Genomic DNA, 13414 nt, shown 5'->3' with positions numbered 1-13414 from the left:
CATTAATCAATGCCGCGACACAACGTGCGGGTCAGGCCGACTGATGAGTGAATCTCTGTATTGCCGCACCTGCATGGCCGTCAGCCGTGTTCGCATGAGCCAGACCGGCGGCGCGTGGATACCGCTGATTTCGCGCCTGCTGACGCTGGCCGCCATCGTGGTATTGATCGGCCTGTTGCCGTGGCTGTCGGGCGAGTGATCCGGCCACTGACCTTGCTGCGCGCAAAATCCGGTGAGCAGGAAGCCACGGCAGAAACGCTCAATGCGATCCGCCTGACACTGGGGGTTAGATCAGGGGGCATGGCATGCACTGACGCACTGGGCTGGCCGGTTTGTTGCGGGGTGACGCGGGAATTTCCTGGGTATCCGGCATGCCGGTTTTACCCGGCATGTTGCGGGCCACCGGCGTTTCACTGACGCTGATGGCGGCTTCCGCTGGCGTGGCGTTTCTGATTGCACTGCTGTTATGCGCGGGCACGATGATTCGTGGCTTGCAGGGCGGCACGGCACGCCCGGCCGGTTTTCTGGCCGCACTGCTGACGGCGCTGCCCGAGTTTTTACTGGCGTCGGTGCTGCTGATTACCGGCGCTGTCTGGCTGAACTTTTTCCCGCCTTATGGCTGGTCCGGCTGGTATTACGCTGTGCTGCCTGCGCTGGCGCTGGGCATTCCGGCAGGCGGATATCTCGGGCGGCTGTATTCCGATGCCCTCAGCGGTGTCTTTAATGAAAGCTGGCTGACCACCTGGAGCGTGCTGGGCATTTCGCGCCGCCATACCGCACTGGCCATCATCCGGCGCGCATTGCCCGGGGTAATGCCGTTAACCGGACTGGTGCTGGTGTCGCTGACCGGCGGTGCAATCGCGGTGGAAAAAGTCTTCGCCATCCCCGGCCTGGGGCGCGCTACGCTGGGCGCGGCGGCAGCGGGAGATTTACCGGCGTTACAAACCGGCGTGCTGATCCTGCTGCTGCTGGCCTCCGCCATCGGCATGCTGACGGGCGGCATGCGGCGGATATTACTGGGCCGTGCGTTGTCATTGGGTGCGGTGCCGGTTCCGCAACCCGATGCCACGCCCGAGAAACAGCGGGCATGGCTGCCGTGGCTTTGTCTGAGCGTTCTGGTCGTTATGGTTCTCGCCGGTTTGCCGCGCGACCCGCTGACATCAGAGTATTTGCGCCTGCAATCCCCCTCTTTCGCTTTGCCGTTTGGCGCTGACGCGATGGGTCGTGACCTTCTCGCCCGCGTGGCGCGTGGCACATTCAGCACCTGTTTGCAGGCACTGAGTGTTTCACTGATTTGCCTGCTCGCAGGCGTGATTACCGGTGCTTTTCCCCGTGCTATGACCGGCCCGATTGAAGTCACTAACGCACTGCCGCCGGTCATTGCCGGGCTGGTGATCGCTGCCATCAATGGCCCAACAGCCACCGGCGCGGCGATTGCCGTCACCGCCGTAAGCTGGGCGCCGCTGGCAGCACATACCGCCGCGCTGGTGGCCGAAATCCGCGCAAGGCCATACATGCAGATGCTTGCGGTCATTGGCGTGGGTGCATTGCGCCGTAATGTATTTTATGTGTTTCCTGCGCTGGCAGGTCCGCTGTTGCGCCACGCCCTGCTGCGTTTACCGGGCATCGCGCTGGCGCTGGCATCATTAGGTTTTCTCGGGCTTGGCGCATCCCCGCCCGCCCCGGAATGGGGACGCGTGCTGGCGGAAGGGATGCCGTATATTGAACGCGCCCCGTGGAGTGTGCTCGCGCCTGCCGGTGCGCTGGCGCTGCTGTCCGTGATGGCGGTGACGATGAGCAGTTTGCGCTGGAAAAAAACCGTCAGGGCTGGCTGAACTGTTACCTGAATCATTATTTTCGCGCCAATCTGACGGTACTGCCGCCCTGATGACCGGCCGGACTCAATTTCGCCTCATGACAATCTCCGGTCAGGCGTGTATTTTTTCGCTGTTCTGTTACGTGCTCAAAATCTTCTTTTTTCAGATGCATCGGGGTGATGGGCATGCCGTAGAAATCACGGGTGGGCCCGGTGATTTTTCCACCCAGCTCGCTGATGATCCTGACCGTGGAATCCCGCGCCTCCATTATCACGTTATCTGTTTCTTCAAGCATCTCCGTCAGGGAAACCCGCGCCAGTTGCCTGCCGATGCCCATCCCGCGATAACAAGGATTAACGGCAAACCTTCCCCAGTGCCATTCGTTATTTTCCTGCCAGCAGGCGACAGTGCCCAGAACATATTCTCCCGAGCGAACTATCCAGCATTTAGTTTTAAGCTCTGCGGGTAACAGAATAAGCGCCTGCGGAATATTCTGTTCCTGCGAAAAAGTCTCCATTAAGAGTTTTTTCACTTCGGGAAGGTAATTACTGCGCATAATTTCAATTTGTATTCTTTGCGGATGACGTGCGGCATTCCGCCGGAAAGTATTTATTCTCAACGCACGTAACCCATTAATTATTTCCTGCGCTTGCTGTAATTCCATTGCATTTTGAACAAATGAAAATTCATTATCCGCCGAAGCATCAGCCGCGGCTAAACACTGCGCACCTGCCGTCGTCAGCTGAAAACTTTTATGCCGCTTGTCTTTCACTCCGGTGACCGGTTCAACATAATTTTTTCCGGCCAGCACGTTCAGCGTGCGGCTTAGCGAGGCCTTATCCATGCTCAGTTGCAGGCATAACTCAGCAAAAGACGTCACGCCGTTCTTTGAAAGATAGGTCAGCAGATGCGCCTGCGTAAGAGATAAACCCGAGCGAAAACAGTTTTTATCCAGCAACCCGAGCTCCCTGACAAGGTAACGCAGCTCGGTGCGAATCGAATGAATGGCCGTCATTTTTAACTCTGTTAGTTGATAGTATCAACGAAATTAAACAGCTTCCGCCATTCTGTCAACCCTGAACTACATCCCTCAATCCACTCATACACTACCGTTCAATTCTGAGCCGCTGCGCCGGCACTTATCTGGCATTATGTTAACGAAACACAATGGATTCATTTCATAACCAGTAAACAGGGTGTCGATTAACCAGCCACATGCTGCGTTGTGTCAAAGGGAATTAAAAAATGAGCATTCAGGAATATATTCTTGCAGGCAGTAAATTACCGGTCCACAACCATTATCAGCTACGTCTTAAAAGACTTGAATCTCAGCAGCCCGGCGTCGATATTTCAGTGCTCAGGTTCAGCGGCAGCGAGGCTATCAGCGATATTCTGCGCTATGAGATAGCGTTTACCCGCACGGGGAAAGATGCGCACCGCTGCCGCGTCTGGGCGATCGCACTCTGTTCGCGGGTTACAACGTGGTGCTGGGACTGCGGGAAGATAATCTGGATAAAATGCCGGAGCAGGTGACGATGAAACTGGGCAGGATCAGGGATAAGAGGTAAAAGGCCGCTGCATCACTGCCGCTACAGTGGCCTTTTATCCTTCCTATAGCATCACTTTTGCCGCCATTTCCCGGCTGTAGTCACGGCTGGCATCGACCAGCACACGGGTGTAGTCATCCCGGATATCGCCGCGCAGCAAGGCATCAGTGTCCAGCGTTTCGAGGATTTTGCCGTATTTCATTACTGCAACACGCTGGCAAAGATGGGCGATAACCCCCAGATCGTGTGTCACCATCAGATACGTCAACCCTTCCTCTTTTTGAAGATCGAACAGCAAATTGAGGATTTCCGCCTGCACGGAAACATCCAGCGCAGACGTGGGTTCATCGAGCAGCAGAACACGCGGTTTAAGGATCAGCGCCCGCGCAATCGCCACGCGCTGGCGCTGACCGCCGGAAAGCTGATGCGGATAGCGGCTGCGGAATGCGCGGTTCAGACCGACTTTTTCCAGAATGGTGTTAATCCGCTGCTCCCGCTGGTCGATACGGTGGATTTGCAACGGTTCTTCCAGAATATCGCCAATGGTGTGGCGCGGATGAAGTGAACCATACGGATCCTGAAACACCATCTGTACCAGTCTGCAACGCTCGCGGCCAATGCGGTGCTCGAGCTGCTGACCATCGATTTCCAGCTCGCCCTGCCAGTGAGTAAACAATCCCGCCAGACATTTCAGCACCGTGGTTTTACCGGACCCGGATTCGCCCACCAGCCCGAAAATCTCGCCTTCACGCACGGCGATATTGACCTCGGTCAGCACCTGCGTGGTCTTCGCGCCCTCACCGAAACTCAGGTTCAGGTTGCGCACGTCTATCATCGTTTTCTGTGGCATACGTGCTCCTTAATCGGTCAGCCAGCTGGCCTGACGTTGCATCACCGGCAGCGGATAACGGCGGTTATCCATGTCCGGCAACGCGTTCAGCAGACCACGGGTGTACGGATGCTGCGCGTTATCCAGATCGGTTGCGGCAATGGATTCGACAATGCGCCCGGCGTACATCACCAGCACGCGGTCGCAGAAACTGCGCACCAGATTGATGTCGTGACTGATAAATATCAGCCCCAGACCGCGGGTTTTCACCAGGTCATCAAGCAGCGCCAGCACCTGCAAACGCACGGACACATCAAGCGCCGATGTCGGCTCATCGGCAATCACCATTTCCGGGTCAGTGATCAACATCATCGCGATCATGATGCGCTGCCCCTGTCCGCCGGAAATCTCGTGCGGATACAGGCCGTATACACGTTCAGGTTCGCGGATACGCACCACGTCGAGCATGTTCAGCACTTTGCTTTTGGCATCGTTATAGGAACATTTGTGGTGCGAACGCCACGCTTCGGCAATCTGATCGCCGACGCACAGCACCGGATTCAGTGAGTATTTCGGGTCCTGCATAATCATCGAAATCCGCTTACCGCGCACTTGTCGCATCTGCGCCGGGCTGGCGTGCAGCAAATCCACATCGGCGAACTGCATTTTGCTGGCGGTGATACGCGCTTTCGACGGATGCAGATGCAGCAGCGCACGCCCCACGGTGGATTTACCCGATCCGGATTCACCGACTATCGCCAGTTTTTCGCGCCCGAGCTGGAAAGACACGCCGCGTACTGCCTGCGTGACCTGACGGCCATTCACAAAGCTGACGTGCAAATCCTGCACATCGAGTAACGCCGGAGCGTCAGTTATTTCGGGGATCGAGAATGTCACGAAGGCCATCTCCTAAGAAGTTGAACGCCAGGCTGTTAATCAGGATCGCCAGACCGGGGATTGTTGCCACCCACCAGCACTCCATCATGTACGTACGGCCGCTTGATATCATTGCGCCCCATTCCGGATCCGGCGGCTGGGCGCCAAGCCCGAGGAAGCCCAGACCGGCTGCGGTCAGGATAATCCCCGCCATATTCATGGTGATGCGGATGATCACCGACGGCAGGCACAGCGGCACAATGTGACGCCACAACACCCGCAGCGGACTCGCGCCCTGCAAACGCACCGCTGAGATAAAGTCAGCCTGTCGCAGCGAGAGCGTTTCGGCCCGCGCCAGACGCGCAATCGGCGGCCAGGCGGTGAGCGTAATGGCGATCACCACATGTTCCAGCCCCGGCCCGAGTGCCGCGACAAATGCCAGCGCCAGCACCAGACTCGGAAAAGAGATGAAGATGTCAGTGACGCGCATCAGCACCATGTCGGTTTTCCCGCCGAAATAACCGGCGGTAACGCCCAGCAACAGGCCAAGCGGCCCGACGGTGACCGACACCAGCAACACGATGTACAGCGTGATACGCGAGCCATACACCAGGCGGCTGAAGATATCGCGGCCAAACTCGTCAGTGCCGAACCAGTGCGCCGCCGACGGCGGGCTGAGCGCATTGTTTAAATCCTGCACCAGCGGGTGAAACGGTGCGATCCACGGCGCAAAAACCGCCACAATCATCAGCACCAGAACAATCGCGCCACCGATGGCGGTCAGCGGATTACACGCCATCTGCCACAGAAAATGGCCCGCCCGGCCAAACGCCCTTTTCACACGCTGACGTTTTTCGTCGCCCGCGCTGAGCGTGACGGAATCAAGGGAAATCGTCATACTTTTGTCCTCGGATCAAAGACCTGATACAGCAGGTCAGAGAGCAAATTCAGCACCACGAAAATCATACCCACCACCAGCACACAGCCCATCACCGCATTCATATCGCCCAGCATCAGGCTGCTGGTGAGATACGAACCGAAGCCCGGCCAGGAAAACACGGTTTCGATCAGCACCGCGCCTTCCAGCAGCGAGCCGTATGCCAGCGCCACTACAGTCAGCAACTGAACCAGAATGTTGCGGAACGCGTGATTCCACAGCACATGCCATTCGCTCAGCCCTTTCACGCGGGCGGTGATGATAAATTCCTGCGAAAGCTGCGCCAGCATAAAACTGCGGGTCATGCGGCTGATGTAGGCCAGCGAGTGAAAACCGAGCAGTGACGCGGGTAAAATCAGATGATTAAGCGCGTTGCGAAACACTTCCCAGTTGCCTGCGATCAGTGCGTCGATCAGCATAAAACCGCTGTGGCGGGTAACCTGTCCGTCGAGGCTGAAATCCAGCCGTCCGGCACCGCCGACCCAGCCCAGCCAGGCGTAAAACACCAGTAAGCCCATCATGCCGACCCAGAATATCGGGGTGGAATAGCCCGCCAGGCTGATGATGCGCACCACATAATCCGCGATGCTGTTGCGTTTTGCCGCCGCCAGCACACCGAGCGGAATACCGACGCCCGCACCGAGAATGATCGCCAGCGTCGCCAGTTCCATGGTGGCCGGGAACACGCGCAGAATGTCCTGCGTCACCGGTTTACCGGTCAGCAGCGCATTGCCCAAATCGCCATGCGCCAGCCCGGAAAGGTAAATACCGAACTGCGTCCACAGCGGTTTATCAAAGCCGAGCTGATGGTAAACCTGCTCATAGGTGCTGTGGTCGGCGTCCGGTCCGACAATCGCCAGCACCGGATCCACCGGCATCACGCGGCCGATAAAAAACGTCAGCAGCAGCAGTCCGAACAGCGTGACCGCTACCTGCACCAGACGTTTGCCAATGCGCCCGGCAGGGAATGACATCCGCGCCGTTTGCTTTGAAGCAGGAGCCGGAATTTGCATGGTCATAACCCTTTACCTCCGGTTGGCTGCACGTCAGCAGGTTCATCTTTCCAGACGTCACGCAGGAACATGGTGGCAGAAGGATGCGGCAGGTAGTTTTTGACGTCCCTGCGCACCACAATGGAATCAACCATTTGCGAGAGCGGCACCAGCGCCGGGATCAGCGCGTCGTAGCGTTGCTGAATGGCGAAATACTCCTGTTTCTGTTTCTCGGGGTCACGCTCAAGCAGCGCCTGATCGATATCCGCATTCAGCTGTTTGTCATAGAAACCGGTGCGCCAGCCCTGAAAATTGGTCAGCCGTGCCGCGTCATTGTTATCCGGGTTGTAAACCAGCGCACGCAGGCTGGAATGCGGATGCGGTTCCACGCCGCTGCCGCCGCGCCCGACCAGCATGTCGAACTTGCGTTCACGCATCGCGCCGTAAATCTGGTTGCCGGTACCGGTAACGATTTTGGCGCGGATCCCCGCCTGCATCAGCGTGGACTGCACCGCAATCGCGATATTGAGGAAAGGCTGATCGGCCAGTACCCGCAGCGTAGTATCAAAACCGTCGGGATAACCGGCTTCCGCCAGCAAAGTTCTGGCACGCGGGATATCCAGCTTATAACCCGGATCCGGCAACGTGGCAGGCATACCGACCTGGATAGGACGCTGATGCACGATGCCATAACCGTCCATCAGCGCCTTGCCGATACCCTGGTAATCAATCAGATAGCGCACCGCTTCGCGTACTTTCGGGTTAGCGAAATGTGGCTCTTTCATGCTCATCGCCACGTAATAAATGGTGCCTTTTTTCACCTGATCGACCTGCATGGCCGGGTCGTGGCTCAGCGCTTTCACATCAGACACCGCCATGTTATTGGCAATATCCAGATCGCCTTTTTCAATCATCAGGCGCAGCGTCTGGGATTCCTGAAAATGACGGAATACCACGCGCGACATTTTCGGTTCACCGCGCCAGTACTGCGGATTGCGACTCATGTTCAGCACATCTTTCGCTTGCCAGCTGTCGAGACGAAATGGCCCGGAACCGGCTTCGTTGGTGGTCAGCCAGCGGTTACCCCAGTCGCCATTCACTTCATGGGCCTGCACGGTTTTGCTGTCCAGCGCCACCACGCTGCCGAGCGCCGCCAGCGAGTAGATCACCAGTTTCGGGTCATTGGGTTTGGGTAACTGAATTTCGACGATACCGGGAGACGGCGAACGCACCATCTCATCGACATTCTTTTTGCTGAATCCGTAGGATTTCCACACCGAGGCCTGTGCCAGATTGAGATGCAGAATGCGGCGCATCGACCACACCACATCGTCAGCAGTCACCGGATTGCCGGAGTGGAATTTCACGCCTTCGCGCAGATGAAACGTGATGAGGTTGCGGGCGTCGTTGACCTCCCACGAGGTCGCCAGTGCGGGGCGCACGTTGGTGAGTTGTTGCGGATCAAGCTCAATCAGCGGGTCATAGAGATTGACCACGATGCCGACAATATCATTGCCGGTCATCGCTGCCGGATCGAGTGTTAACAGGTTATTCATGTTCATGCCGATGATCAGCTGGTCGGGCGGCGTTTTTGCCTGCGCCGTCCAGCCAGCCGTCATCAGCAGGAGCGCGAAAAGCCATGCGCCCCACGGTTTGCCAGAGTTCATGATGTACCTTCCGGGTAGAGTCAGAGGTTTATTATTTTTTCTGCCCGCAGGTCAGTCGCGGCTGACGGTATGGGTTTCTATGTAATCAAAATTAATGTCCTCTCCGAGGCCGGGGCGGTCAGAAAGATGAACAAAGCCGTGTTCATCCATCGGGTCAACAATGCTGTTCAGGTATGCAGCAGGTTCGTCGTATTCCAGGAACGGATGCAGCAGACCGCGTTCGTACCAGCGACAGTTGCGGATTGCGCCGACCACCGCCAGACTCGCCGCGCCGTTGCCGTGCACTTCGCAGTCCATCCCAAAAGCTTCCGCCAGACTGGCGACTTTCATGCACGGCGAGATGCCGCCGACGCCGTTGGCACCGGCGCGTAAAATGTCGCAGGCACCGGCCTTCACCCAGTCCGCACGGCTGTGGTGCTTGCCACCCAGACTTTCCGGCCCGATCACGTCGATAGACAGGTTTTCCGCCAGCCAGGCATAAGAAGCCATGCTCTCTTCTTCCATCGGTTCCTCGAACCAGGCGAAGTTGAGTTTTTCCAGCGCCTTACCGATGGTCAGCGCCTGACTGCGGCTGTACCAGTGATAGCCGTCGAGCATCAGTTCGATATCCGGCCCGACCGCTTCACGCACGGCGGCACAGGCTTTGATGTCCATTTTCGGATCCGGCGCAAATGCCACCGGCGGCATCCAGGTGTGCAGCTTGATAGCCTGATAACCGCGGGCCACCAGTTTTTCGGCAAACTGCCCGAATTCGTCCGGCGTCGACAGCCCGCCCTTCAGTTCGTCGCCACACATGGTGCTGCCGTAAGCCGGGACTTTTTCGCGAAAACCGCCCAGCAGTTTGTGCACCGGCATATTCAGTTTGCGGCCAATAAGATCCCACAATGCCTGCTCGACAAACGACAGTGCCCGCTCGGTCAGCTGATGCGCACTGCCACGTTGCCAGTGAACCAAATCCTGCCAGAGGCGTTCGCGGTCGAACGGGTTCTGGCCTATCAGCACTTTCCTGAAAAATGCGTTCACCACATGCGGACGCACCACTTCCGGCGGTGCGAACGAATACCCGCAATCACCTTCGTCAGTGGTGATCGTTAACATGGCCATTTTCGCCTGACTTTCTTCACCCGGATGAGAATGACCCGCGCTGTCAGAAACGCGACGGGTCGGATAAGTAAAAACAGAGACTTCAACAGAACTTATTTTCACAGCGATACCTGCCATTACTGAGAGAGTTAACGCCCTTCAGAGCGCTTTATCATTGCGCGTCCATTCAGCAGTGTGAGCACACTCACACTTCTTTAAAACCGCAATCCAACAATAATAAAATAGCGTTTCATTATTGAACTTAGCCAGTTTGGTGACGCATTTCCACGGCTAAAAGCCGAAAATTTGCCGGTAGATTTGGGCATCTGCACGACGGAATGTGAGCATTTTCACGAAAGTGAGGGGAAGTGTGATCTGTACAGGAAATAGACGGATGGGATGTAGGGGGATATTGCGGCCTTTACTTTGTGATGAGAAAAGTGGGCACGAGGAAGTCAATCCGTTAGGCTAACGTTTTTAGAAGGTGTTTGCTGACCAGTCGGAGTGGAATATGTTGCGCGTTATTGATACGGAAACTTGTGGATTACAAGGCGGCGTGGTTGAAGTGGCTTCGGTCGACATTGAAGACGGGAAAATCGTCAACCCGATGAGTGATCTGGTGCGCCCCGACCGGCCGATAAGCCATCAGGCAATGGCCATCCACAAAATTACCGAGGCCATGGTGGCCGACAAACCGTGGATTGAAGAGATCATTCCGCGTTATCACGGCAGCCAATATTATGTGGCCCATAACGCCAGCTTTGACCAGCGCATGCTACCCGATATGCCGGGTGACTGGATTTGCACCGTGAAACTTTCCCGCCGTTTATGGCCGGGGATCAAATACAGCAACATGGCGCTGTACAAATCCCTCAAGCTGGACGTGGCAACGCCTGCGGATCTGCATCATCACCGCGCGTTGTTTGATTGCTACATCACCGCCGCGTTACTTATCCGCATCATGGATGAATCCGGCTGGACACCGGAAGAAATGGTGACCATTACCGGCCGCCCTGCGCTGGTGAGCACCATGATGTTTGGGAAATATCGCGGCAGAAAAATTGCTGAAATCGCCGAAGACGACCCGATGTATCTGCGCTGGATGCTGAATAACATCAAAGAATTAACGCCTGACCTGCGGATGACGCTCAGGCATTATCTGGAGGTAGAGTAAACCGTTACAGCGTCACCTTATCACGACACACACCCAATACCAGTTGCCGCAGCCAGCGGTGCGCCGGGTCAACTTCTGAACGCGGATGCCACATCTGGGAAATCGTGATTTCACGGGTTTCCAGCGGCAGTTCGAAAGCATATAACCGGTCTGGCTCAGCAATCAGGAATGACGCGGGGATCAGCGCCACCAGATCGGAGTTTTGCGCAATCGCCAGGGCGGCGGAAAAACCCGGCACGACGGCGGCAATTTTCCTTTTCAGCCCGACTTCGGCCAGCGCGTCATCCACAGGTCCGTAAGTGTTGTTGCGACGTGAAACGACAACATGCCCGAACGACACGTATTCGTGCGCGGTAATCGTTTTCTTAAGCGCCAGCGGATGACCTTTTCTCACCACGCCCATAAACCTGTCGCGGAACAAAGTTTGCAAACGAATTTCCGGTCCCATTTCGCCTAAAACACCAATCTCAAGATCCACCCGCCCTTCCCGCAACGCATTGGAGGTTTTTTCCGGTTTTGGCATAAATCGCAAACATACAGAAGGGGCCACCTGCGCAGCGGCGGCAATCATCGCCGCGCCAAATGCCACCACAAAACCATCGTTGGAACGGATCAGGAAAGTACGCTCAAGTCTGGCTAAATTGAAATCTGCTGATGAAGGCCGCAACAGGGCGCGCGCCTCAAACGCCACATTCCGGGTGCGCTGGCGGATTTCTTCGGCATAAGGCGTCAGCACCATATTTCGTCCGGCGCGCACCAGCAGCGGATCGCCGGTGGTTTCGCGCAGGCGACCCAGTGTACGGCTCATGGCAGAGGCGCTTAATCCCAGACGTCGGGCAGCAGCGGCTACACTTGCTTCAGCCAGCAGCACATCAAGTGCAATAAGTAAGTTCAGATCGGGTTCAGTCATCTGAACAGAGTAACGCAACGGCAATAATGAGAGAAGGCGTTTGGTGCAGGTATTAAGTGCAGATGCTGCGTCTTCCGCACTATATTACCTGCCGGTATAGTTACCTGACTCAATATCAATAAGGCGAATGCGTTATGGAATTATTTTCCGACAAACCAGGCGATGAAGGATTACCCGGCCGTGAACGGGGATTTGCCATGGCCGCCGTGATGATCATGGCAACGATGGCGGTATTCGACGGTTCGATGGTCAACATCGCACTGCCACAGATTGCACATGCACTGGATATCTCGGCAGGTGCAGCGGTCTGGGTGTCGAACGGTTATCTGCTGTCGGCGTCCATGACACTGGCAATCTTCGCCGCGCTGGCCAGCCGCATCGGTTTCCGTCCGCTGTTTGCCGCCGGACTGACGGTGTTCACCCTTGCCTCTTTGGGTTGTGCGCTGTCATCATCGCTCGACATGTTGATTATCATGCGGGTGCTTCAGGGAATTGGCGCAGCAGCCACGCTGAGTATTGGCCCGGCGATATTGCGCTCCGTTTTCCCCAACCGCCTTCTCGGACGAATACTGGGGCTGAATGCTCTGATGATCGCCACCAGCACCGCTGTCGCGCCGGTGCTGGGCGGGACAATATTATCGGCGATGAGCTGGCAGTGGCTGTTCGCGATCAATATTCCGCTCGGCATTATTGCGGTCATTCTTACGCTGCGCGTGGTGCCATCAAACCCCGCCAGTACGCGCCAGCCGTTTGATACTGCCGGGGCGATTTTATCGGCAGTCGCACTGGGCGCGCTGATTATGGCGGCAGAATCCTTTGCGCATCCGGGAAATGACAAACTTGCCACCGCCATAACCTATGGCCTGACGGCGATAATTGCAGGCGTGGCCTTTGTCTGGCGTCAGCGTCGGGCGCCAAAACCGCTGCTGCCGCTCGGCATGTTTGCCTCCACGCGGTTCACGCTGGCGGCCTTCACCTCGCTGGCCTCATTCGTCAGCCAGGGCATCACCTTTGTCGCGCTGCCGTTCCTGTTTCAGAGCGTTTACGGTTACAGCGCCTTTGTTTCCGCATTACTTTTCACGCCCTGGCCGCTGGGGATTATTCTGGCGGCACCGCATGCAGGACGCCTTGCCGACCGTTATCCGGCCGCCATTATTTCTACTGTGGGTCTGGCGGTATTTGCGGTGGGATTACTGTTACTCGCGCAACTCCCCGCGCAACCCCAGGTCTGGGATATCGGCCTGAGAAGCTTTATCTGCGGACTGGGCTTCGGCTGTTTCCAGAGCCCGAACAACCGTGAAATGCTTTCCAATGCGTCGCGGGAAAACAGCGGTTATGCCTCCGGCGTACTGGCCATTATGCGCACCTTCGGCCAGTGTCTCGGTGCCGCGTGCGTCGGGGTCATCCTGACACTTTATTCTGCCAGCACGGTGTTACACGAAGCGCAGGCGGTGAAGGTCAGTTTGTGGGTGGCGGTGATGGCGACGGTGCTGGCGAGTGTGATAAGCGTGAGCCGCCTGCGAGGTCAGCGCGGTCACTTGCAGGCGGAGAAATAATGGAAATAATAGATAACCGATACCTA

Annotated in this window: 10 protein-coding genes and 2 pseudogenes; 4 read left to right on the top strand and 8 right to left on the bottom strand. The window is 56.7% G+C overall.

Annotation, left to right across the window (positions count from 1 at the left end; all coding sequences use genetic code 11):
• Nucleotides 1-43: 43 nt before the first annotated feature.
• Nucleotides 44-1835, top strand: a pseudogene (locus UC14_RS10615) (ABC transporter permease subunit).
• A 16-nt stretch (nt 1836-1851) separates the two neighbouring features.
• Here the strand turns inward: UC14_RS10615 and UC14_RS10610 are convergent.
• Nucleotides 1852-2832: a GNAT family N-acetyltransferase gene (locus tag UC14_RS10610; RefSeq protein WP_112197663.1), complete on the bottom strand. Its 981-nt coding sequence runs from the start codon at nt 2830-2832 to the stop codon at nt 1852-1854.
• Nucleotides 2833-3250: 418 nt separating this feature from the next.
• Here UC14_RS10610 and UC14_RS10605 point away from each other — a divergent pair.
• A pseudogene (locus UC14_RS10605) lies at nt 3251-3385 on the top strand (type VI secretion system baseplate subunit TssG); the annotation flags it as partial.
• Nucleotides 3386-3428: 43 nt separating this feature from the next.
• Here UC14_RS10605 and UC14_RS10600 read toward each other — a convergent pair.
• From UC14_RS10600 to UC14_RS10575, 6 genes are read right to left on the bottom strand one after another with little or no spacing between them, the layout of a single operon-like run.
• Complete coding sequence (locus UC14_RS10600; RefSeq protein WP_112151588.1) at nt 3429-4199, bottom strand: ABC transporter ATP-binding protein; 771 nt, start codon at nt 4197-4199, stop codon at nt 3429-3431.
• A gap of 24 nt (nt 4200-4223) precedes the next feature.
• Complete coding sequence (locus UC14_RS10595) at nt 4224-5090, bottom strand: ABC transporter ATP-binding protein (RefSeq protein WP_112197665.1); 867 nt, start codon at nt 5088-5090, stop codon at nt 4224-4226.
• Nucleotides 5062-5967, bottom strand: coding sequence for an ABC transporter permease (locus tag UC14_RS10590; RefSeq protein ID WP_112197662.1), 906 nt, complete (start codon nt 5965-5967; stop codon nt 5062-5064). Before UC14_RS10590 ends, UC14_RS10595 begins: the two co-directional genes overlap by 29 nt.
• Nucleotides 5964-6980 (bottom strand): ABC transporter permease, encoded by a 1017-nt coding sequence (locus tag UC14_RS10585; RefSeq protein WP_049804371.1) that lies wholly within the window; start codon nt 6978-6980, stop codon nt 5964-5966. The genes UC14_RS10590 and UC14_RS10585 overlap by 4 nt, the downstream gene beginning before the upstream one ends.
• A 41-nt stretch (nt 6981-7021) precedes the next feature.
• Nucleotides 7022-8665 carry an ABC transporter substrate-binding protein gene (locus tag UC14_RS10580; protein ID WP_370447462.1) on the bottom strand — a complete coding sequence of 548 codons (1644 nt, stop codon included), beginning with the start codon at nt 8663-8665 and terminating at the stop codon, nt 7022-7024.
• A 51-nt stretch (nt 8666-8716) separates the two neighbouring features.
• The gene (locus UC14_RS10575) at nt 8717-9871 is read right to left on the bottom strand and encodes a mandelate racemase family protein (RefSeq protein WP_037033211.1); all 1155 of its coding nucleotides are present in this window, start codon (nt 9869-9871) and stop codon (nt 8717-8719) included.
• A 388-nt stretch (nt 9872-10259) separates the two neighbouring features.
• On the opposite strand from UC14_RS10575, the gene exoX reads away from it, so the two are divergent.
• A complete protein-coding gene (gene exoX, locus UC14_RS10570; RefSeq protein ID WP_013578051.1) occupies nt 10260-10922 on the top strand; it encodes an exodeoxyribonuclease X in 663 nt (220 codons plus the stop codon).
• A 4-nt stretch (nt 10923-10926) separates the two neighbouring features.
• Here exoX and UC14_RS10565 read toward each other — a convergent pair whose 3' ends face one another.
• A complete protein-coding gene (locus tag UC14_RS10565) occupies nt 10927-11832 on the bottom strand; it encodes a LysR family transcriptional regulator (RefSeq protein ID WP_037032752.1) in 906 nt (301 codons plus the stop codon).
• A gap of 134 nt (nt 11833-11966) precedes the next feature.
• On the opposite strand from UC14_RS10565, the gene UC14_RS10560 reads away from it, so the two are divergent.
• Nucleotides 11967-13388, top strand: a complete 1422-nt coding sequence (locus UC14_RS10560; RefSeq protein ID WP_013578049.1) for an MFS transporter — start codon at nt 11967-11969, stop codon at nt 13386-13388.
• The last annotated feature ends 26 nt before the right edge of the window (nt 13389-13414 follow it).

It is taken from the genome of Rahnella sp. NRRL B-41462 (genome assembly GCF_003263525.1).
Taxonomy (GTDB): domain Bacteria; phylum Pseudomonadota; class Gammaproteobacteria; order Enterobacterales; family Enterobacteriaceae; genus Rahnella; species Rahnella aceris.
This window is presented reverse-complemented; position numbering and strand designations above follow the sequence as displayed.